Annotated in this window: 19 protein-coding genes; 8 read left to right on the top strand and 11 right to left on the bottom strand. The window is 69.5% G+C overall.

The genetic code is table 11. From position 1 onward, the window contains the following. Both ACYCO6_RS01320 and ACYCO6_RS01315 read right to left on the bottom strand, forming a co-directional pair. Positions 1-1,374 (bottom strand): MBOAT family O-acyltransferase, encoded by a 1,374-nt coding sequence (locus ACYCO6_RS01320; protein WP_459768589.1) that lies wholly within the window; start codon positions 1,372-1,374, stop codon positions 1-3. A 101-nt stretch (positions 1,375-1,475) separates the two neighbouring features. Beyond that, positions 1,476-2,723 carry an Hsp70 family protein gene (locus ACYCO6_RS01315; RefSeq protein WP_459768587.1) on the bottom strand — a complete coding sequence of 416 codons (1,248 nt, stop codon included), beginning with the start codon at positions 2,721-2,723 and terminating at the stop codon, positions 1,476-1,478. A gap of 156 nt (positions 2,724-2,879) precedes the next feature. On the opposite strand from ACYCO6_RS01315, the gene ACYCO6_RS01310 reads away from it, so the two are divergent. Next, entirely contained in the window at positions 2,880-4,376 is a 1,497-nt protein-coding gene (locus tag ACYCO6_RS01310; protein WP_459768584.1) for a helicase HerA domain-containing protein, read from the top strand. Positions 4,377-4,533: 157 nt separating this feature from the next. On the opposite strand, the gene ACYCO6_RS01305 is transcribed toward ACYCO6_RS01310, so the two are convergent. Further along, positions 4,534-4,962 carry a flagellar assembly protein FliX gene (locus ACYCO6_RS01305; protein ID WP_459768582.1) on the bottom strand — a complete coding sequence of 143 codons (429 nt, stop codon included), beginning with the start codon at positions 4,960-4,962 and terminating at the stop codon, positions 4,534-4,536. 242 nt (positions 4,963-5,204) lie between these two features. Here ACYCO6_RS01305 and ACYCO6_RS01300 point away from each other — a divergent pair, with 242 nt between their 5' ends. Genes ACYCO6_RS01300 through ACYCO6_RS01290 form a run of 3 tightly spaced genes read left to right on the top strand, consistent with a single transcriptional unit; the run spans position 5,205 to position 7,186 of the window. Continuing rightward, positions 5,205-6,341, top strand: a complete 1,137-nt coding sequence (locus ACYCO6_RS01300) for a flagellar basal body P-ring protein FlgI (RefSeq protein ID WP_459768580.1) — start codon at positions 5,205-5,207, stop codon at positions 6,339-6,341. Between the two features lie 25 nt (positions 6,342-6,366). Then, positions 6,367-6,726 carry a rod-binding protein gene (locus ACYCO6_RS01295; RefSeq protein ID WP_459768578.1) on the top strand — a complete coding sequence of 120 codons (360 nt, stop codon included), beginning with the start codon at positions 6,367-6,369 and terminating at the stop codon, positions 6,724-6,726. After that, complete coding sequence (locus ACYCO6_RS01290) at positions 6,713-7,186, top strand: hypothetical protein (protein WP_459768576.1); 474 nt, start codon at positions 6,713-6,715, stop codon at positions 7,184-7,186. Before ACYCO6_RS01295 ends, ACYCO6_RS01290 begins: the two co-directional genes overlap by 14 nt. Before the next feature lie 8 nt (positions 7,187-7,194). Here the strand turns inward: ACYCO6_RS01290 and ACYCO6_RS01285 are convergent, their stop codons facing one another. The 5 genes from ACYCO6_RS01285 to ACYCO6_RS01265 all read right to left on the bottom strand — a co-directional run bounded on the left by ACYCO6_RS01285 (position 7,195) and on the right by ACYCO6_RS01265 (position 12,766). Beyond that, positions 7,195-7,506, bottom strand: coding sequence for a porin (locus ACYCO6_RS01285; RefSeq protein WP_459768574.1), 312 nt, complete (start codon positions 7,504-7,506; stop codon positions 7,195-7,197). 1 nt (position 7,507) lies between these two features. Then, the gene (locus ACYCO6_RS01280; RefSeq protein WP_459768572.1) at positions 7,508-7,768 is read right to left on the bottom strand and encodes a hypothetical protein; all 261 of its coding nucleotides are present in this window, start codon (positions 7,766-7,768) and stop codon (positions 7,508-7,510) included. Positions 7,769-7,936: 168 nt separating this feature from the next. Continuing rightward, complete coding sequence (locus tag ACYCO6_RS01275; protein WP_459768570.1) at positions 7,937-9,568, bottom strand: flagellin; 1,632 nt, start codon at positions 9,566-9,568, stop codon at positions 7,937-7,939. A gap of 2 nt (positions 9,569-9,570) precedes the next feature. Then, on the bottom strand, positions 9,571-11,457 hold the full coding sequence (flgK, locus tag ACYCO6_RS01270; protein WP_459768568.1) for a flagellar hook-associated protein FlgK: 1,887 nt from the start codon (positions 11,455-11,457) through the stop codon (positions 9,571-9,573). Between the two features lie 34 nt (positions 11,458-11,491). Next, entirely contained in the window at positions 11,492-12,766 is a 1,275-nt protein-coding gene (locus ACYCO6_RS01265) for a flagellar hook protein FlgE (protein ID WP_459768567.1), read from the bottom strand. A gap of 301 nt (positions 12,767-13,067) precedes the next feature. Here ACYCO6_RS01265 and ACYCO6_RS01260 point away from each other — a divergent pair, with 301 nt between their 5' ends. After that, complete coding sequence (locus tag ACYCO6_RS01260; RefSeq protein ID WP_459768565.1) at positions 13,068-13,535, top strand: BLUF domain-containing protein; 468 nt, start codon at positions 13,068-13,070, stop codon at positions 13,533-13,535. A gap of 8 nt (positions 13,536-13,543) precedes the next feature. Beyond that, on the top strand, positions 13,544-14,002 hold the full coding sequence (locus ACYCO6_RS01255; RefSeq protein ID WP_459768563.1) for a response regulator: 459 nt from the start codon (positions 13,544-13,546) through the stop codon (positions 14,000-14,002). A gap of 208 nt (positions 14,003-14,210) precedes the next feature. Here the strand turns inward: ACYCO6_RS01255 and ACYCO6_RS01250 are convergent, their stop codons facing one another. Both ACYCO6_RS01250 and ACYCO6_RS01245 read right to left on the bottom strand, forming a co-directional pair. Then, complete coding sequence (locus ACYCO6_RS01250; protein ID WP_459768561.1) at positions 14,211-15,824, bottom strand: peptide chain release factor 3; 1,614 nt, start codon at positions 15,822-15,824, stop codon at positions 14,211-14,213. A 423-nt stretch (positions 15,825-16,247) separates the two neighbouring features. Then, positions 16,248-17,294 (bottom strand): threonine aldolase family protein, encoded by a 1,047-nt coding sequence (locus ACYCO6_RS01245; protein ID WP_459768559.1) that lies wholly within the window; start codon positions 17,292-17,294, stop codon positions 16,248-16,250. A gap of 220 nt (positions 17,295-17,514) precedes the next feature. Between ACYCO6_RS01245 and rpsU the strand changes: the two genes are divergently transcribed. Beyond that, entirely contained in the window at positions 17,515-17,850 is a 336-nt protein-coding gene (gene rpsU / locus ACYCO6_RS01240) for a 30S ribosomal protein S21 (RefSeq protein WP_459768557.1), read from the top strand. A 176-nt stretch (positions 17,851-18,026) separates the two neighbouring features. Here rpsU and ACYCO6_RS01235 read toward each other — a convergent pair whose 3' ends face one another. After that, positions 18,027-18,419 carry a response regulator gene (locus tag ACYCO6_RS01235; RefSeq protein ID WP_459768555.1) on the bottom strand — a complete coding sequence of 131 codons (393 nt, stop codon included), beginning with the start codon at positions 18,417-18,419 and terminating at the stop codon, positions 18,027-18,029. Between the two features lie 325 nt (positions 18,420-18,744). Here ACYCO6_RS01235 and ACYCO6_RS01230 point away from each other — a divergent pair, with 325 nt between their 5' ends. Then, positions 18,745-19,536: a class II glutamine amidotransferase gene (locus ACYCO6_RS01230; protein WP_459768553.1), complete on the top strand. Its 792-nt coding sequence runs from the start codon at positions 18,745-18,747 to the stop codon at positions 19,534-19,536. The last annotated feature ends 37 nt before the right edge of the window (positions 19,537-19,573 follow it).

Genomic DNA, 19,573 nt, shown 5'->3' with positions numbered 1-19,573 from the left:
TCAAAACTGGAAGTAGATGAACTCGTAGTTCGCATCGTCGCCGATCTTCAGCAGGACGAGCACGAACAGGAGTGCGAAGCCGAAGGCGAGAAGGCGCCTGGGCGGCAGGCGGTGCACCGCCGCCCAGGCGGTGGGCCCGACCGTGGCGACGAGGGCTGCGACCGCGATGGTGCGCCACTTGAAGCCCGAGCCCTTGGGCGCGAGCCCGAACAAGCCCTTGAACACGATGAGCGCCGCCTCGAAGCTCGTCGCCCGGAACAGCACCCAGGTCAGAACCACGAACAGGCTGGTGAGCGCCCAGCCGAGCGGTGCCGGGATCGAGACCCGGGCGCGGCGCGCCAGCACCCCGGCGCCGAGGCCGAGCCCGTGCAGGGCGCCCCAGGCCAGGAAGGTCAGGCCGGCCCCGTGCCAGAGGCCGCCCAGCGTCATGGTGGCGGCGAGCGCCCCGACCTGGCGCGGCAGACCGCGGCGGTTTCCGCCCATCGGGATGTAGAGATAGTCGCGCAGGAAGCGCGAGAGGGTCATGTGCCAGCGCCGCCAGAAGTCGCGCAGCGAGGTGGCGCGGTAGGGCACGTCGAAATTCTGCGGCAGGACGAGGCCGAATAGCAGCGCGATGCCGAGCGCCATGTCGGTGTAGCCGGAGAAGTCGAAATAGATCTGGAAGGTGAAGCCGAGCGTCGCCTGCCACGCCTCCACGACCGTGACGGCCTTGCCGGCGGCGGCCGCCTGAAACACCGGGTTGACGTACTCGGCCAGCGGATCCCCGAGGAACACCTTCTTGGCGAGGCCCACCGTGAGCAGCATCAACCCGCGAGCGAAGCGCTCGGCGGCGTCGCGCCGCGCGTAGGGCGCCTCGTCGAACTGGTGCATGATCTCGCTCCAGCGCACGAGCGGGCCGGCGAGAACCTGCGGGAAGAAGGCGATGTAGAGGGCGTACTTCACGAGCCCGAAGGCCGGTGCCCGGCCGGCCCGCAGGTCGGCGAGGTACATGATGTGGTGAAAGGTGAAGAACGAGATGCCGAGCGGCAAAGCGAGCCCGAGCCGGGGCGCCCCGAGCCCTGGGATCAGGTTGGCGAGATCGGCGAAGAAGTCGAGGTACTTGAACACCCCAAGGAGCGCGAGGTTGGCGGCGATGGCGGCCGGGATCAGCCAGCGCCCCGGCCAGCGGCGGTGGGTCCTGGCCACGCACCAGTTCGCCAGAATCGAGCCGGCGAGCAGCGGCACGAAGCGCACGTCCCACCAGCCGTAGAACACGAAGGACAGGCCGACGAGGAGCGGCAGCCGCCACGTCGGCGCGGCGCGCGCGACCAGCCCGTGCAGGATCAGGGCGGCCGGCAGGAAGGCGAGGAGAAAGACGAAGGAGTTGAACAGCATCGGGCGAGGCGGCGAGGAGGACGCCGGGTTGGCCGCCGTTGTCTCCGATCACGAGGCGCCGCCTTGTCGGGGATCGACGCCGGTCCGTCAATCGCGGCGGATCACGCCGCGCGTCGCGCCGCCTCGATGGTGAGGCCGAGACCCACCGAACCGAACGTGTCGCCCTCGACCACGCGGGCGGCCGGCAACGCCCCCGTCAGCGCAGCGCGCAGATGTGGCAGGCCGGTGGAGCCGCCGGTGAGGAACAGAGCGTCGATCCGCTCCGGCGCCAGTTCCGCCTGCACGAGGCAGCGGTCGACCCGCGCGGCAACCGCCCGGGCCAGATCGCCCGTCTGGCCGGACAGCGTCCCGCGATCCACCGGAACGGCGAGCCCGCGCTCCACGAGACCGAGATCGAGCTCCGTCGTGCCGGCCTCGGAGGCGGCGATCTTGGCGCCCTCGACCGCCCCAGCCAGGGCATGCCCGCGCTCGCCCTCGACCACCTCCCGCAGCCGTACGACGAGATCGGGACAGGCGCTGTCGCGAATCACCTCGTCGATCTCGCGCAGGGTCTTCGGGGTGTAGAGCCGGTTGATCGCCGACCAGGTTGCGAGATCGTGATAGTAGGCGTTCGGAACGGCGAGATCGCCCCGGCGCATCGGGCTGCCGAGCCCGAGGAGCGGCATCACCGTGCCGAGGCTGAGCTGCCGGTCGAAATCGGTGCCGCCGATGCGCACGCCGTCATTGGCCAGGATGTCCTCGGCGCGATCCGCTCGGCCCCTCCGCTCGGGAGACAGGCGCACGATGGAGAAGTCGGAGGTGCCGCCGCCGATATCGGCGACCAGCGCGATCTCCTCCGCGCGCACCTGCCGCTCGTAGTCGAGGGCGGCGGCGATCGGCTCGTACTGGAAGGAGACCTCACGGAACCCGACGTCCCGCGCGATGGCCGCGAGTGTGTCCTCGGCGCGGCGGTCGGCCTCGGGGTCGCCGTCCACGAAGTGCACCGGGCGGCCGTGGACCACGCTGTCGAGGGTCTCGCCGCAGGCCGTCTCGGCCCGCGCCTTCACGGCGGCGAGATAGCGGGCGATCACGTCGCGCAGGCGCAGCCGCTGCCGGCCGACCGGGGTGGCCTCCTCCATCAGCGGCGTGCCGAGGACCGATTTCAGGCCGCGCATCAGGCGCCCAGACCGGCCCTCGACATAGGCCGCGGTGGCGGCCCGGCCGATGATCGGGTCGCGGCCCAGTTCGAAGAAGATCGCGCTCGGAATCGTCCGGTGCGCCCCCTCAAGGGGCAGCAGGGCGGGTCCCGCCGGACCGCTATGTCCGAGGGTTGTGTTCGACGTGCCGAAATCGAGGCCGCAGGCCGCCATCGTGTCGTGGGTCCGGGTTCTGTCTGGGAGGGCCGTCGCCCTACAGGGCCGCGGCGGCCGGGTCCAGGGTGGCTGCGACGCGGTGGCCCTGGCGGGAAGCGTGGACAGCCGGCTGGCGGGGGCCCCGCACCCGCACCCGGCGTGGTATGAGGCGCCATGCGTTCCGACATCGATCTCGGCCTGACCGGCGAGCGCCCCGCGCTCCTCGACCTCACCGAACTGCTCGCCACGCGGCTCCTGGTCCAGGGCAATTCCGGCTCCGGCAAGTCGCACCTGCTGCGGCGGCTTCTGGAACAGAGCGCCGGCCTCGTGCAGCAGGCGATCATCGATCCGGAGGGCGATTTCGCGAGCCTCGCCGATCGCTACGGTCACGTGGTCGTGGAGGCGGACGGCGACGACGTCGCCCTCCAGCGGATCGCCGCGCGGGTGCGCACCCACCGGGTCTCGGTGGTCCTGTCGCTGGAGAATCTCGACGCCGACGGGCAGATGCGGGCGGCGGCCGCCTTCCTCGGCGGCCTGTTCGACGCCGACCGCGACCATTGGTATCCGATGCTGGTGGCGGTGGACGAGGCGCAGCTCTTCGCGCCGGCCGCCGCCGGCGAGGTCTCGGACGAGGCGCGGCGCCTGTCGCTCGGGGCGATGACCAACCTCATGTGCCGCGGGCGCAAGCGCGGGCTGGCCGGCATCATCGCCACCCAGCGGCTCGCCAAGCTCGCCAAGAACGTCGCGGCCGAAGCGTCGAACTTCCTGATGGGCCGGACCTTCCTCGACATCGACATGGCCCGCGCCGCCGACCTCCTCGGCCTCGAGCGCCGCCAGGCCGAGACGTTTCGCGACCTGCCCCGGGGGCATTTCGTGGCGCTCGGCCCGGCCCTGTCGCGGCGCCCCATGACCATCGCGGTAGGGCCGACGCAGACCGTGAGCCGAAGCTCCTCGCCGGTGCTTGTCCCCCTGCCCGACCCGACCGAGGATGCCCGCGCGCTGATTCTCACGGCGAGCCCGGAGGAGATCGCCGTTCCGCTCGCGCCCCGGCCGAAGCCGCGCCCGACGGCTGCCCCGGATGTCCTCGTCCAGCTGGCGAACTACCGGCCGCCGGCGCCCGCGGAGGAGCCGGAAGAGGAGCCCATGGATCCGGAGGCGCGCGAGGCGGCGCTCGCCGAGGTGCTCGCCTCGGTGCTGGCGGATGCCGACGCGGCCGCCTGCACGCCCGCCACCCTCTACCAGGACTTCACGGTCCGCTGCCGAATCCGGCGCCTGCGCGGCGACACGATGGGCCTGCCCGAGTTCAAGCGCCGGCTCGCGGTGGCCCGGGCCGAGGCCGGCGGCGCGGTCGCGGACAATTCGGGCTGGGAGCGGGCGCAGGAGATCGCGGCCGGCCTGCCGGACGATCTCGCCGGCCTGTTCCTTGTGGTCGCCCGGGCGGCGATCGAGGGCGCCCCCTGCCCCACCGACGCGATGCTGGCCGAGGCCTACGGAACCAGCTCGGGGGGCCGCGCCCGGCGGATGCTGGCCTATCTGGAGGAGCGCGGCGCCATCGTCACCCGCAAGGACCTGCGCGGCGCGCCGATCATCGCGGTGCCGGATCTCGGCGTGGAGACCGGGCCGGGCGAGCCGCAGATGCTGCCGTCCGGGCCGAAGCGACGGGCGGGGTAGAGCAGGATCGGAGCTCCGCCCGCGGGTCCCGTCGGCGAAGGCGCATGAGATCCCCACGGCGCGCCCTCATCCTGAGGTGCAGGTCGGAGGATCGGTGCTGATCGGGCCGACAATCGAGTTCGGCGGCCGATCGGCAGCCGTCCGATCGTCGATCCACTCAGATGCCGCGGCGAGCTTCCAGTTTCGCCAATTCCACCGCCGCACGCAGCTCGATCTCGGCCATCAGCCCATCGAGCCGCGGATCCCCCGAGGGACCCGCGCGGTCGGCCAGACGGCCCGCGATGGCGCGCAGCTCCTGCGGAGCGACCCGGCCGCCGAGCAGCGCGGCCTTCAGCCGATCGAGCCCGTCGAGGAGATCCTGGCCGCGCTTGGCCGAGCGGCGGCGCCGCTCCTGGGGCGTGTCGGCCTCGGCCTGAAGCAGCAGGACCGCGTCGAGCCCCGCCAACGTGGCGGCGCCCGCGGGGGCGCCGGCATTCGCGGCGGAGCCCGGGGTCGCATCAAGGCTGAATCGGCCCGCGCCTTCGGGACGCCGGGTGGTGGCGACGCTTCCCGCGCTCTGGATCGGCTGGCGAGTCTCGACGCGCATGATCCTGTTCGCGTTGCTCCAAGCGCCCCTGCGCGGGACCGGAAACTCGGTCCGCAGGGTTAAGCGCAGGTAAACAGGCCGGCAGAAGCTGCCGGGTCGGCAGCTTCGGTGCCGGTGCGTCCGGACGCGGCGCGCCCGAATCTGCGAGACAAGCGCAATATTTTCAAGACCTTGACCGGCACGCCCGGCTGGCATGGCCCTGGCAGGGTATCGGCAGGCCCGTTCACCCTTGAAAACCCGGCATGCGCCCGAGTCCCGCGTTCAGACTCCTCCGATCCCTGCTCGGCCTCCTCGCCGGAACGCTGCTGCTCGCCGCCCTGTCGGGCCCGGCGCTCGCCCTGTCGCGGGTGAAGGACCTCGCCTCCATCGAGGGCGTGCGCCAGAACCAGCTCGTGGGCTACGGCATCGTGGTCGGCCTCAACGGCACCGGCGACACGCTGAACAACATCCCGTTCACCAAGCAGTCGCTCCAGGCCATGCTGGAACGCCTCGGCGTCAACACCCGCGGTGCCACGATGCGCACGCAGAACCTCGCCGCCGTGATGGTGACGGCGAACCTGCCGCCCTTCGCCGCCCAGGGCACGCGCATCGACGTGACGGTCTCGTCGCTCGGCGACGCCAAGTCTCTCCAGGGCGGTACGCTGCTGGTCACCCCGCTGCTCGGCGCCGACGGCGAGGTCTACGCCCTGGCGCAGGGGTCCGTGGCCATCGCGGGCTTCTCGGCCGAGGGCGACGCCGCCAAGATCACCCGGGGCGTACCGACCAACGGCCGGATCTCCAACGGCGCCAATATCGAGCGTGAGATCGCGTTCAAGCTGAACGATGCGCGCTCGCTGCGCCTGTCCCTGCGCAATCCGGATTTCACCACCTCGAAGCGGATCGCGGCGGCGATCAACGACTTCATGGGCGCGGACACTGCAGAGCCCACCGACCCGGCCACCGTCACGATCCAGATCCCGGCCCGCTACAACGGCAACATGATACGGCTGATCACCGAGGTGGAGCAGCTGAAGGTCGAACCCGACCAGACGGCCCGCGTGGTGGTGGACGAGCGCTCCGGCATCATCGTGATGGGCCGGGACGTACGCGTCTCCACGGTGGCCATCGCGCAGGGTAACCTCACCGTCACCATCACCGAGCAACCGCAGGTCAGCCAGCCGGCGCCGCTCTCGAACGGACGCACCGTCGTGGTGCCGCGCACCGGCCTGAAGGTCGATACCGGCGACGGCAACAAGCTCGCCCTGGTCAAGGAGGGCGTCAGCCTGCGCGAGCTCGTGGACGGCCTCAACGCGCTCGGCGTCGGCCCGCGCGACCTGATCTCGATCCTCCAGGCGATCAAGACGGCCGGCGCGCTGCAGGCCGATATCGAGCTGATGTGACCAACCGGAAGGGGAGGCTCGAACCATGCTGCCGCTCGCCACTTTCGCGGCCAGTGCCGCCGCCGGCGTCGGGACGTCGGTTGCCGGAAGCGCCGTCGATGGCATCATCAAGACCGCCAACAAGGCCAAGGCCTGGAAGACCGCGACCGAGTTCGAGTCGATGTTCCTTGAGAGCAGCCTCGACCGGCTGACCCAGTCGGAAGGGACCGACGGCCCCCTGGGCGAGAACGGCACCGGCGGCGGCGTCTACCGGTCGATGCTGACCAAGGAATACGCGGGACAGATCGTGAGGAGCGGCGGCGTCGGCATCGCCGATTCGGTGTTCCGTGAGATCATGAAGATGCAGGGTGCGGCGAGCGATGGAGCGGGCAATGCAAGGGGCTGAACCGCTGCGGGTCGCGGACCGGGTGACGGCCGAGGCGCTGGTCGCGGGTGTGCTCGGCAACATGGCAGCCCTGGAAGCGGTGCTCGCCGACGAGGCCGCCCATGTCCGGGCCGGCCGGCTGCGCGAGGGGATCGCGGCGGCGGAGCCGAAGGCGGCGCTCGCCGCGGCCTACATGCAGGGGCTGGAGGTCGCCAAGGCGAACGCCGTCGCGCTCAAGCGATTCCATCCGGAGGGCGTGGAGACCCTGCGGGCGGCGCACCGCCGCTTCACCGCGGCCGTCGAGGCGAACCAGACGGTGCTGGACAGCGCCAGGACCGTCTCGGAGGGACTGATCAAGTCGCTCGCGGAGGAGATCGGCCGGGCACAGATACCGACAGGCTATGGCCGTCAGGCGCCAGCCCCCTCCCCGTACGGTCGCGGCGTGCGCAGCGGGCCGCTGGTCCTGTCGCGGAGCCTGTAGGCTCCGCCTCAGCGGCGCCCGTTGCCGATCCGCACGTAGGTCCGCACCTCGCCGAGAGCCGTATCGGCACGGCTATCGATGGCGATCCGGCCCGCGACCGTCGGGGCCGCCGCCGCGCCGTATCCGGTGCGCAGGTCCATCCCGGCGGCGACGCGGCCGGAGACGCGAATGCAGCTGTCGGTGCCCGGCATGCGGACGAAGCCCGGCCCCTTTGAGGGGCACGGCACCGGCCCGGGCGTCGCCGGCATCTTCTGCAGGTCGACCGCCAGGGCCGGGACGGCCAGGGACAGCACCGCCCCCGCGACGACCAGCAGGCGCATCTCAGGCCGCCTGGCGCGCGATGTCCCGGTGGAGCAGGTCGATATAGGTCTCGACCTCGCCGATGAACTGGTCGAGGTCCGGCTCTTGGACGCGCAGCCGCGCGAGGTCGCGCAGCAGAATGTCCAGCGCGATGGTTCGGTCATCGGGACACAGATATCCGGCGCAGTACGTGTCGATCGCCTGTTCGGCCATGACGATGGCGCCGACCCGCGGGGCGGCTCCGAGGCGGCGGACGAGTTCGACGGGTTCGGACAGCGACATGCGGACCTCTCCTCGGATGAACGACGGGGCGACTGCGCGTCCGCAAATCGTGGTTCAATGCGAGAAAGCGGCGAGACTATGATGGCGGGGTCCGATTAAGATCCGGTTCACTACAAACGAGCGGAAGTGACCTTCGCCGGCCTGGATCCGGGTCTCGGCGGCCCGGACTCAGCCGATGTAGTTGACCAGCGAGAGCTTCGAGAGCGTGGCGGTCACTTGATAACTCGCCTGAAGCCGGTTCTGCACGTCGAGCAGCTTGGCGACGACCTCCTCGGTGGACGCCTGCTCGATCCCGTCCAGGGTGTTCTGCACGGTGTTCTGGGTCGCCTTGTTGGTCGTGCTGGCGTTGGACAGGCGCGCCGAGGCGAGGGAGAGCTGGGTGACGGTGTCCTGGACGCTGGAGCTGCCGTTGGCGGAGGCGAGAAGCGGTCCGGCCGCGTCGATCACTGCTTGGTAGGTGGCGTTGGGGCTGGTGCTGCTGGACGTGGGCAGGCCGAAGGCCATCGTGGCGAGTCCGGCGAGGACGTTCTGGACCGCGGGATCGATGGCGCGGGCGCCGGTGCCGATGCTGGAGGTGGCGCTGACCTGGACCGATTGCGTGTCGAGGGCCGATGTCTGCGTCGCGGGCGTTGTCGATGTGGAGTAGGTGTTCTCGCCCTGGTACCAGAGCACCGTGTCCTGCGGGCTCGCCGACCGGTAGCCGATCGGGGTGCCCGGGGTGCCGGTGCTGGTATCGTACAGGACGCGCTGGGGCATCACGCCGGTGCCCGACGGTCCGCCCTTCACCGAGCCCGTGAAGAAATGCGACGCGGCCGTCGCCGCCGAGCTGGCGGTCAGCGGACCGGCCGCGGCCGCCCCGATGGCGCGGGTGAGCGCGGCGCTGAGGTTGTTCGTCGTGGCCGTGGTGTCGCCGTTGGCGCCGAGCGCGAAGGTCGTGGCGGACGCGGGCGGCGACGTGCCGGCGGCGACGGCTGTGAGCGTGAACGACGTGGAGACGCCGTCGTGCATCGTCAGCGTCACGGTGATGCTGTCCCCGACGGACGGCTGCGCGTTGACGTTCAGTTGCAGCGAGCCCGCGGTGGTCGCGGTACCGGCCGTGTAGGTCGCCTGGATCGCCGACGTGGTCGAGGTCGGCGTGCCGGCGAGCGCGAAGCCGAAATTCGCGCGGACGCTGTCGTTAGACGGTTCGTTGATCGTGACCTGCGTTGGCGTCGTGGGCGACGGGTCCACCGACAGCCAGCCGTTCTGGCCGGGTCCCTGGTCCGCGCCGACCTGCTCGGCGATCATCTGCGTCAGGCCGGCCTTCCGCGAGCCGTCGCTGTTCGTGGCCCCGTTCAGGATCGCGTCCGTGTCGGCCACCGGCTGGGTGGTGGTGTCGCTGCCGCCGAACAGGTAGTTGCCCGCCGCCGACTGGTTGAGGGCGTCGAGCGCCGACTGGAGGTTGCCCAGCGCGGTCGACCGCCCGGCGACGGAACTCGCCGCCACACTCTGCAGGCCGTTGTTCAGCGTCGCGCTGGCGCTCGTGCCGAGGGTCGCGACCTGGGTCAGGCTGGTGACCGCGAGGTTCGTCCGGGTCTGGGCGGCAGTGATGCCGGCGGCATAGCCGGAGAGCGCGCTCAGCGTCGCCTGGGCGCCCAGCGCCGTGGACCGCCCGGAGCCGAGGCCGCCGTAGGTCTGCGCCACCTGCCCGCTCGAGAGCTGGTTCGACAGATCGTTGAGCTGGTTCTTCAGCGTCAGGAGGTGAGAGGCGGTCCGGTTCGTGACGTAGGCGCCGGCCGCAAAGGGCGTGATCGTCGTCATGATCAGATCTGCAGCAGCTGGTTGAGCATGTCGCGGGCCGCGCTCAGCACCCGGGCGTTGGCGCCGTAGGCGTTCTGCAGGGCGATCAGGTTCGACATTTCCTGGTCGATGTTGACCCCGGCCCCCGCCGCAAACCGACTCTGGGCTGTGGACAGAGCGGTCTGCTGGGTGTCGTTGAGGGCCGAGGCGTTGGCCGAGGCGGCCCCCTGAGCCGCGATCACGTCCTGTGCAAACCCGACCACGGTGGTGCGGTAGGGCGCCGCGACGCCGCCGATGCCGCTCGACGACGAGAAGGTCTGCGGCGTGGCGGTCAGGGCGGTGAACAGCTTCTGCGCGCGCGCGCCCGAAGTGCTCGTGTCGGTCGCACTCGTCGCGGTGAGGGCCGCGGGATTGGCCGTCGCCGCGCTGTTGACGGTGATGCGCTGGGCGAAGCCGGTGAGCTGCGAACCGGTATCGAAGGACCCGGTGAAGAGCGTGTTGGCCGTGCCGTCGACGAACAGGGCGATCGAGGGATTGCCCGTATTCAGGTCGGAGGCCGAGACCGCCGAAACGCTGGCGGAGGCCGCGGCGGCGACCTTGCCGCCCGCCGTCAGCGTCAGGGTCGCGCTCGTGCCGGTTGCGGTGCCGGTGACGCCCAGGGACGGGAGCTTGTAGCTGGCCGCGGCCGGATTGGCGCTGAAGGCGGCGAACGCCGCCTGGATCGCCGTCACGTAGCTGGCCGGGCCGCCGCTCGCGTTGAAGGTCAGGGTGAGGCCGTTCGCGTCGCTGGTCTGCCCGGCAGGCACGATCGTGCCGCTCGTGGTCGCTGAAGCCACCAGGGTCACGTTGCGCACGGTCCCGGTGTTGTCGGTCACCGGGACCGTGAGGGTGTTGCCGGGCTGCATGCTCCCGACGCTGATCGTAGTGGCGCCGCCGCTGAGGGTGCCGGTCGTGCTGGTGTTGGTCAGCGCTGTGGCGAGGCCGGCCGCCAAGTCGTCGAGCTGGCGCTGGGCCTGCGGCAGGATCTGGTCGCGCAGCTCGAATTCGGCAGCCATGCTGCCGGAGCGCAGCACGCCGGGCTCGCCGAGGTCGATCGTGCCGCCGCCCGCCAGCGTTGCGGTGACGGTCCCGACCGAACGCTGGCTCGGATCCGTGGAGTAGGTCGAGCTGGCGTTGAGGGTGCCGTGCCCGTCGAAGGTCAGGGTCGCCGCATTGCCGCGATCCACCAGCGTCACGCCCGACTGGGTCATGACCGAGACCGTCCCGTCGCTCTGCGGGGTCGCCTTGACGTCCATGTAGCTCGATAGGCTGTTGATCGCCTGATCGCGCTGGTCCTGGAAGTCGGCCAGGGAGCTGTCGTCGGTCGTGTTCTGGATCTTGGCGTTGAGGCTCGCGATGCTGGACAGCAGCGAGCTCGCCGCATTCGTGTCGGCGCCGAGCTGGGACTCGATCCCGGTGCGCAGGTTCTGCACCGTGCTGGCGGCGCTGTTGATCTGGCTGGCCAGCGCCGAGGCGTTGCCCAGGACCGTCGTCCGGGCGGCCGCAGAGGTCGGGTTGGCGGCAAGTTCCTGGAGGGACTCGGTGAAGGTGTTGAGCGTGCCGTCGAGCGACGACGAACTGCCGGGCGTGCCGTACAGGGCGTCGAGCTGGGAGATGATCCCCGCCTTCGTGCTGGTGTAGGCGGCGCCGGAGGTCTCCAGGCGTAGCTGCTTCAGAGCCGCCGCGTCGAAGCTGCGGGCGATCGTGCCGGTGGCGACCCCCGCGTTGTTGGGACCGGTGGCGACCGACGTGATCGTCCGCTTGACGTAGCCCGCCGTGCCGGCATTGGCGACGTTCTGCGAGACGATGTTGATCGCCGCCTGCGTTGCGGCGAGCCCCGCGGTCGAGGTGGAAAGCGCATTCAGCGACATCTCACGGCCTCCGCGTCCCGGTGCGCACCCTCACTCAGCGGATCACGTTCAGCAGGTCCGACATCATCGTCTGAGCCGTCGACATGACACGCGTGTTCGCAGAGTAGGCCTGCTGCGTTACGATCATCTTAGAGAACTCGGTGGCAATGTCGGTATTCGACTGCTCGATGCTGGCACCCGTGATCGTGCTGCCATCGAGGCCCGCCAGCGGAGGGCCCGAATCGGCGGTCTGCAGGTAATTGCCCTTCGAGTCGGCCTTCAGCCCGTCCGGGTTGGCGAACTGGGCGATCCCCACGGTGGCGAGCGCCTTCACGGCCCCGTTCGAGAACGTGCCGTTGATCTTGCCGTCGGTGCCGACCGCGACGCTCGTCAGCGTGCCGGAGGTGCTGCCGTCCTGGCTCAACGCGCCGGTGGTCACCGCGCCGCTGGCATCGGCGTATTGAGTCAGGCCGCCGGAGATGTCCAAGGTCAGGTTCGGGAACTGGTAGCCGGAAAACGTGAGGTTACTCAGATCCACGGTGGTGGTGCTCGGGGTCCCGGTACTGGCGGGGGCTGTGAGCTTGCCGGTCGCGTCGAAGGAGAATTGCGTCCCCACATCCGTCCAGGTCGGATTGCTGCCGGTGGTGCTGGCGTAGGACAGCTTCCACGTCGACCCGGTCGTGCTCGTGGAGACCTGGGTCCAGCGCATGTTGATCGCCACGGGCGCGCCGCTCGCCGTGTAGGCCGTGATCGAAGGGCCGGCGATGCTGTTCGGCGGCGTGGTCGACGCGCTCGTGGCCGGCGTCGCCGGGAGGTTGGCCGCGTAGGTGATGGTGGTGGTGGGCTGTGCGGGGAGCGTGGGGTTCCCGATCACGATCGGCCCCGAACTGGTGACCTGACCCGTGAGTGGATCGAGGTTGTTACCGGTCAGGTAGCCGCCCGCGCCGTTCATCAGGTAACCATCCGCCGTCTCGGAGAAGTCGCCCCGTCGCGTGTAGGCGTTCGTCCCGCTGAACGTCGCGGCTCCGTTCGCGTCGCCGGTCTTCTGCACCACCGTGAAGAAGCCTGTCCCGCTGATCGACATGTTGGTCGGCACGCTCGTCGATACGACGTTGCCGGCGATCGTGTTCGTCAGCTGCGACTGGGCCAGCACCGAGCCGGCGACCTCGCGCTTCGGCGTCGTCTCGGACATCATGTCGACGAAGCTGGTGTCGACCCGCTTGTAGCCGGTCGTCTGCGAGTTCGCGATGTTCCCGGAGATGTTGCTGATGGCGTAGGATTGCGCCTGCAGTCCGGAGACCGACGTCTGCAGGGCGGTGAAAAGATCCATGGCAAGCGATCCCGATGCGGGGCGCGACAGCCCGCCGGCCCCCTGAGGGGCAACCGCCGTGCCACGACTAAGTGCTTGATCTGTCAGCGTCCGGACGGGCTCGACCCGGCAGGGTTGGCCGACCGCGGAGGTCGACCCGGCAGATCCTGCCGGGTCCGGGACCGCCCGGGCCGCCCGGAACGAGCCGCCGATGTTTACGGGGTGTTATCCGGCACGCGCGAAGATCGCCGCCGGGCGAGACTGGGCGGGGAGCGTCCTGCCCGGAAGCGCTGAACGGGCACGGATTTCGGATCTCGGGATCATGCGGGCGAAACGGACGAGCCTCGTCCACATCATCTACTTCTCGCGGCTGAACCTGTCGTCGGACGCGGCGAAGCGGTCCGAGCAGATCAACGAGATCGGTCGCATCGCCCAGAAGAAGAACGAGTTCGCCGTGATTACGAGCTTCCTGATCATCGAAGGAAACTTCGCCTGCCAAGTGGTCGAGGGCGAGCGCTCCTCGGTGCACGAGACCTTCGACCGGATCAACGCCGACAGCCGGCACCGGGACGTCCAGATCAGCGAATGGCGGGAGATCGCCAAGCGCGAGTTCGTGCATTCCTTCAAGATTGCTCAGCGCACGGCGGGCAATGACACCCTCTTCGCCAAGGCCAACCTGCTGCCGATGCTCCAGCGCGGCACGCCGAAGGCTTCGGCGATCCACGGGCTGTGCCTGGCCCTTCAATCCGATACGATGTCCCGTCAGGGCATCGACCACCTGTTCATCTGAGCCGAGCGATGTCCGAGAGCGATACGCCCCCGATCCTCATCGTCGACGATCAGGAGAAGCTGCTGCGTCTCATCGTGATGCTGATGACCCGCATCGGCTTCCCTGACGTGGAGGGCGTCACCAGTGCCACCGAGGCGTTGGAGCGGCTGCGCCAGCGCCGCTACGCCCTGGTGATCTCCGACCTCGACATGGAGCCGATGGACGGAATCAGCCTCCTGCGCGAGATCCGCGCCGACGACGCGCTGATGAACACGCCCTTCATGCTCACCGAATCGTCCTTCGATTTCGAGGACATCAACCTCGCCCACCAAGCGGGCGCGGACGCCTTCATTCTCAAGCCGTTCGACATGGCGGTGCTGAAGACGAAGCTGAAGCAGGTCCTCAACCGGAAGCCGCGCAAGCGCGAGGCGCCGATGGCGGCTGAGTCGAGCTTGAGCGTCGAATTCCCGATGCTGGGGAAGTTCTGAAGCTCGGTCCAGCCCGACATTTTCCGCGGACGACCTGCGTAACCCGGCACTGCCACCCATCCCCCTTCATCCTGAGGTGCCCGCATCAGCGGGCCTCGAAGGAGGGCTCCAGAAGGCGCCGCGATCCCTGGACGACGCCTTCGAGGCCTCCACTGCGCTCCGGCACCTCAGGATGAGAGCGTGGGTAGGACAAGCGGGTTCGGACAGCTCACGCCGCCCGCTTCTGGTAATCCTTCACGTCGGTGAAGCGCACCGCCGGGTAGCGCTCCTCCTCGTAGCGGAGCGAGAACGCCGTGGTCGCCATGAAGACCGGGGCCCCGTCGAGGTCCTTGGCCATGGCCGAGCCGTGCGAGTCGATGAACTTGTCGAGCTCCGACTCGGAATCCGAGGACACCCAGCGGCAGACCGAGAATCGCGAGGTCTCGTAATCCACCGGCAGCCCGTATTCGGCCTGAAGCCGCTCCTTGAGCACGTCGAGCTGGAGCGCACCGACCACGCCCACGATCGCCTGGCTGCCGTCCTGCGGCACGAAGACTTGAACGACGCCCTCCTCGCCCATCTGCTGGAGCGCCTCGCGCAGCTTCTTGGCCTTCATGGCGTCGGTGAGCTTGATCCGGCGCAGGATCTCGGGGGCGAAGCTCGGGACGCCCCGGAACAGGATGTCCTCGCCCTCGGTCAGCGTATCGCCGATCCGCAGCGTGCCGTGGTTCGGGATGCCGACCACGTCGCCGGCATAGGCCTCGTCGGCGATGGCGCGGTCCTGCGCGAAGAAGAATTGCGGCGCCGAGAGCGAGATCGGCTTGCCGGTCCGCACGAGGCGCGCCTTCATGCCGCGGCTGAGCTTGCCCGAACAGACCCGCATGAAGGCGATGCGGTCCCGGTGGTTCGGGTCCATGTTCGCCTGGATCTTGAACACGAAGCCGGTCATGCGCGGCTCGGTGGGCTCGACGAGGCGCTTGTCGGCATCCTGGCCGCGGGGCGGCGGCGCCACCTTGGCGAGGCCGTCGATGAGGTCGCGCACGCCGAAATTACGCAGCGCCGAGCCGAAGAAGACCGGCGTCAGGTGACCCTCGCGGAAGGCGTCGAGGTCGAACGGCTTCAGCCCACCCTCGGCGAGTTCCACCTCCTCGCGCCACGCGTCCGCCGCGCCGTCCTCGGTGAGCAGTTCGTCGAACAGCGGGTCGTCCGGTCCGGACACCGGCACCATCCCGGCATCCTCGGCGGCGTCGAGCCGACGCACGCGGTTGCCGCCGAGCTCGTAAGTGCCGGAGAAGTTGCGGCCCGTGCCGATCGGCCACGTGACCGGGGCGACATCGAGGGCGAGCGTCTTCTCGATCTCGTCCAGCAGCTCGAACGGGTCGCGGGCCTCGCGGTCGAGCTTGTTGACGAAGGTGACGATCGGGATGTCACGCAGGCGGCAGACCTCGAACAGCTTACGGGTGCGCGCCTCGATGCCCTTCGCGGCGTCGATCACCATCACGGCCGAATCGACCGCGGTGAGCGTCCGGTAGGTATCCTCCGAGAAGTCCTCGTGGCCGGGCGTGTCGAGCAGGTTGAAGACGCAGTCGCCGTACTCGAAGGTCATCACCGAGGTGACCACCGAAATGCCGCGCTCCTTCTCGATCCCCATCCAGTCGGAGCGGGTCGAGACCCGGTTGCGCTTGGCCTTCACCTCGCCGGCGAGCTGGATCGCGCCCCCGAACAGCAGCAGCTTCTCGGTCAGCGTGGTCTTGCCCGCGTCCGGGTGGGAGATGATCGCGAAGGTGCGCCGCCGCGACACCGGATCTGCCGGCCTCGCCTCGGTCTTGGTCTGCATCAGCATGGAGCGAACGCTCTGGGTCGGAACGTGGTGGTGCGCGGCGCTCGCGCGGTCTCGGGATCGTGTAGCGGCAAGCCCCGATATTGGCAAAGACGCGGCATCATCGGGCCGTCCTTGAGGCTCCTGGGACCCGGCACCAGGCTCCTTCGGGCCGATAACCTTCCGGGAGAACGGCAACCGCGGCACCGATCACGGCCACGGCAGCGTCTACTGAATCCTCGGTGGCGTCCGCGGCCGGCGGATCGCCGGGCCACAGATTCGGGCCGACGAGGCACACGTGTTCCAGAACCGGGACCATCCGGTGCTCACCGACTATCGCGGGCTGCTGGGCGGCCCGTTCCGGCGCCTCTACGGACTCGACCAGGCGAGCCTGCGCCGGATCTGCGCGCGGATCCGGCGGAGCTGCCGCTGCTGTGAACGCGGTGCTCAGGCTGCCGCGGCCGCCAGCGCACGCAGGTCGGCGACCAGCTCGTCCACCCGCTCGGGTCGGGCGTCCCAAGCGAACATGAAGCGCGCCCCGCCGCCGATGAAGGTGTAGAACCGCCAGCCCCGGGCGCGCAGGCCCTCCATCGTGGCGGTGGGCATCGTCAGGAAAACGGCGTTGGCCTCCACGGGAAACAGTGCCCGCACGCCCGGAAGCCCGGCCACCGCCTCGGCGAAGCGCCGGGCGCAGGCATTGCCGTGCGCCGCGTTCCGCAGCCACGCGCCGCTCTCCAGCATGCCAACCCAGGGGGCCGCGAGGAAGCGCATCTTCGAGGCGAGCTGCCCGGCCTGCTTGCAGCGGTAGCCGAAATCCTCGGCAAGCTTGGCATCGAAGAACACCACCGCCTCGCCGGCATGCATGCCATTCTTGGTGCCACCGAAGCACAGCACGTCGATCCCGGAGCGCCACGTCATGTCGGCGGGGCTGCAGCCGAGGCTCGCGCAGGCATTGGCGAAGCGCGACCCGTCCATGTGCAGGGCGAGCCCCAGTTCGCGGCAGGTCGCCGACAACGCCCGCAGCTCGGCGAGGGAGTAGACCTGTCCCGTCTCGGTGGGCTGGGTGATCGTCACCACCCGCGGGCGGGGAAAGTGGATGTCACTGCGGTTCTGCGCGAGACCGCGGATCGCCTCCGGCGTGAGCTTGCCGCCCTCGGTCCGGACGGTCAGCAGCTTCGAGCCGTTGGAGAAGAATTCCGGCGCGCCGCACTCGTCGGTCTCGACATGGGCCGAGTCGGCGCAGATCACGCTGTGGTAGGACTGACAGAGCGCCGCCAGCGCCAGCGCGTTGGCCGCTGTGCCGTTGAACGCGAAGAACACCTCGCACGGGGTCTCGAACAGGGCGCGGAACGCGTCCGCGGCCCGGGCCGTCCAGGCGTCCTCGCCGTAGGCCGGCGCGTGGCCACGGTTGGCCGTCTCCATGGCCGCCCAGGCCTCGGGGCAGATGCCGGAATAGTTGTCGCTGGCAAATTGCTGCGAGTCGTCGTGTATCATCCCGGCAACCTAGCACGCCGGCCTTGAAGATGGATCGCGCGAGAAGGTTGGAACTGCTGCGCGCTTGGTGTAGAAGCCCCGCCAAGGCGTGAGCTCCACGCCGATTCGGAAACCGACGTTCCCGTCCCTCCCGGGTTCATCCCGGGCGAGGGACGTTGCCGGTTTCCAGATCGGCGGCGGGCCGCGCAACCGCAAATCCAGGTCCAGAGGATCAAGTCCGTTGCAGGTACTCGTTCGCGACAACAACGTCGATCAAGCGCTCCGCGTCCTCAAGAAGAAGATGCAGCGCGAGGGCATCTTCCGCGAGATGAAGCAGCGCAAGGCTTATGAGAAGCCGTCCGTGCGCAAGGCCCGCGAGAAGGCCGAGGCCGTCCGCCGCGCCCGCAAGCAGGCCCGCAAGACCGCGATCCGCGAGGGCCTGATCGCCGCGCCGAAGCCGAAGCCGCGCTTCCCCGCCGGTGGCCGTCGTCCCGGTTTCCCGTCCCCGTCCACCGCGCAGGCGCAGGGCGGCAACGCCTCGGGTCAGACCCCGGTCAGCCCGGCGCCCGCCGCCTGAGGCGACATCGCCTCTGTTTCGAGAAAGCCCGGCCCGCGCGAGCGGCCGGGCTTTTTCTTTGCAGGCGGTCAAGACCTGACGCGCAGTCTCCCTCCCCCGCAAAGGGGGAAGGAAGGCGTGAGGCGGCGCGCGCCGCACGTCTTCTCAGACAGAGATGTGCCTTCTAGCGCCCCACGTCAGGCCGCCCGCGCCGCCATCGTGGCGTGCTCGGCCTGGACCAGCACGTCGAGTGCCCGCCAGGGCTTCTGCATGTAGACCGTCTGATCGGGAAGACGCGCGTCGCGGCTCGCCCCGGACGTGACGACCACGCGCACATCCGGCCAACGACGCCGCACCGCCTGGGCGAGGGAAACACCGTCCATGGCGCCCGGGAGGCGCACGTCGGCAAAGAGCAGCGCCACGGTCACGTCGGGCCGTTCCAGCACAGAGAGGGCGGCCTCGGCACTCTCACACGCGATCACGCCGAGATCCGTCTCCTCCAGCACCGCAGTTGCAAGGTCACGCACCGCTGCGTCGTCCTCGACGACGAGGGCCACGGGAGCGGAACTATCGGGCAGAGCGCGATCCATGAAAGTCTCCTGATGTCGGTGCGTTGCCCCTCTACGGGTCATGGCCCCTTGAACGGGCTTCTGATTCCCCGATTCGGCCATGCTGGCCTGTCAAGAGCCGGCTCACAAGAGTTTGTGCGAAACGAACGGCGTATGCCTGCCCTGCAGTCAGCCGGCGCCAATTTCGTGCGAAACGCCCGAAATTGGCGCAGTCGGCCCGCGGTTAAGAAACTGTTCACCGGAGTGGACCGACTGTTAACCTGCTGCGGCGGACCGCTCCCATTCCGGCGAGCCGGCCGCACCAATAGACCTAACGCGGACCAGAGCTGAAGGATCACCGTCCGACATGTGCCGTTTCCTCGCCTATAGCGGTGAGCCGGTCTTCCTCTCCGACCTCGTTTGCGCGCCGACCCACTCGCTGGTGCACCAGTCGCTGCACGCCGACGAGGGGAAAACCGAGACCAACGGCGATGGGTTCGGCATCGGCTGGTACGCCGAGCGCCCCGAACCGGGTGTCTATCGCGACATCTCGCCAGCTTGGTCGGACGAGAACCTGGTCAACCTGTGTGGACAGGTGCGGGCACGGACGTTCTTCGCGCATGTCCGCGCCTCGACGGGCACCGCCACCGCCCGGGCGAACTGCCATCCGTTCGTCCACGGGCGGCACCTGTTCATGCATAACGGCCAGATCGGCGGCTATCATCGGATCAAGCGCAGGCTCGAGGCTCTGATCCCGGACGCGTTCTACGACCATCGCCGCGGCAGCACCGATTCCGAGGCGATCTTCCTGCTGGCTCTGGCCAACGGACTCGAGGAGGATCCGGTCGGCGCCATGGCGCGGACCCTCGAGACGGTCCGCGACCTGATGAAGTCGGCCGGCATCTCCGAGCCGCTGCGCTTCACCGCGCTCCTCACCGACGGCGACACGCTGACCGCCTATCGCTGGGCCTGCGACGGCCGCCCACCGAGCCTGTACTTTCGCGAGGGACCGGGTGGTATCGTCGTCGTCTCGGAGCCGATCGACGGCTGCCGCGAGGGATGGCAGGTCGTGCCGAAGGGCGGCACGCTCCGTGCCCGCCACGGCAGTCCGGTGATCGTGGAGGGTCCCGGCGTCGCTCGCTCCCGCGCGGCGGCCTGAATCCGTCCACTCTGACGGCAGCCATGCCGGAAAAGGC

This window comes from Methylobacterium sp. CM6257 (genome assembly GCF_054611515.1).
This window is presented reverse-complemented; position numbering and strand designations above follow the sequence as displayed.

What these genes read in the sequence shown, in the direction of transcription:
- ACYCO6_RS01245 (WP_459768559.1), bottom strand. Translation starts at nt 17,294, where the DNA reads ATGATACACGACGACTCGCAGCAATTTGCCAGCGACAACTATTCCGGC.
- ACYCO6_RS01295 (WP_459768578.1), top strand. Translation starts at nt 6,367, where the DNA reads ATGCTGCCGCTCGCCACTTTCGCGGCCAGTGCCGCCGCCGGCGTCGGG.
- ACYCO6_RS01320 (WP_459768589.1), bottom strand. Translation starts at nt 1,374, where the DNA reads ATGCTGTTCAACTCCTTCGTCTTTCTCCTCGCCTTCCTGCCGGCCGCC.
- ACYCO6_RS01275 (WP_459768570.1), bottom strand. Translation starts at nt 9,568, where the DNA reads ATGACGACGATCACGCCCTTTGCGGCCGGCGCCTACGTCACGAACCGG.
- ACYCO6_RS01260 (WP_459768565.1), top strand. Translation starts at nt 13,068, where the DNA reads ATGCGGGCGAAACGGACGAGCCTCGTCCACATCATCTACTTCTCGCGG.
- ACYCO6_RS01280 (WP_459768572.1), bottom strand. Translation starts at nt 7,768, where the DNA reads ATGTCGCTGTCCGAACCCGTCGAACTCGTCCGCCGCCTCGGAGCCGCC.
- ACYCO6_RS01300 (WP_459768580.1), top strand. Translation starts at nt 5,205, where the DNA reads ATGCGCCCGAGTCCCGCGTTCAGACTCCTCCGATCCCTGCTCGGCCTC.
- flgK (WP_459768568.1), bottom strand. Translation starts at nt 11,457, where the DNA reads ATGTCGCTGAATGCGCTTTCCACCTCGACCGCGGGGCTCGCCGCAACG.
- ACYCO6_RS01310 (WP_459768584.1), top strand. Translation starts at nt 2,880, where the DNA reads ATGCGTTCCGACATCGATCTCGGCCTGACCGGCGAGCGCCCCGCGCTC.
- ACYCO6_RS01315 (WP_459768587.1), bottom strand. Translation starts at nt 2,723, where the DNA reads ATGGCGGCCTGCGGCCTCGATTTCGGCACGTCGAACACAACCCTCGGA.
- ACYCO6_RS01290 (WP_459768576.1), top strand. Translation starts at nt 6,713, where the DNA reads ATGCAAGGGGCTGAACCGCTGCGGGTCGCGGACCGGGTGACGGCCGAG.
- ACYCO6_RS01250 (WP_459768561.1), bottom strand. Translation starts at nt 15,824, where the DNA reads ATGCTGATGCAGACCAAGACCGAGGCGAGGCCGGCAGATCCGGTGTCG.
- ACYCO6_RS01230 (WP_459768553.1), top strand. Translation starts at nt 18,745, where the DNA reads ATGTGCCGTTTCCTCGCCTATAGCGGTGAGCCGGTCTTCCTCTCCGAC.
- ACYCO6_RS01265 (WP_459768567.1), bottom strand. Translation starts at nt 12,766, where the DNA reads ATGGATCTTTTCACCGCCCTGCAGACGTCGGTCTCCGGACTGCAGGCG.
- ACYCO6_RS01235 (WP_459768555.1), bottom strand. Translation starts at nt 18,419, where the DNA reads ATGGATCGCGCTCTGCCCGATAGTTCCGCTCCCGTGGCCCTCGTCGTC.
- ACYCO6_RS01285 (WP_459768574.1), bottom strand. Translation starts at nt 7,506, where the DNA reads ATGCGCCTGCTGGTCGTCGCGGGGGCGGTGCTGTCCCTGGCCGTCCCG.
- ACYCO6_RS01305 (WP_459768582.1), bottom strand. Translation starts at nt 4,962, where the DNA reads ATGCGCGTCGAGACTCGCCAGCCGATCCAGAGCGCGGGAAGCGTCGCC.
- ACYCO6_RS01255 (WP_459768563.1), top strand. Translation starts at nt 13,544, where the DNA reads ATGTCCGAGAGCGATACGCCCCCGATCCTCATCGTCGACGATCAGGAG.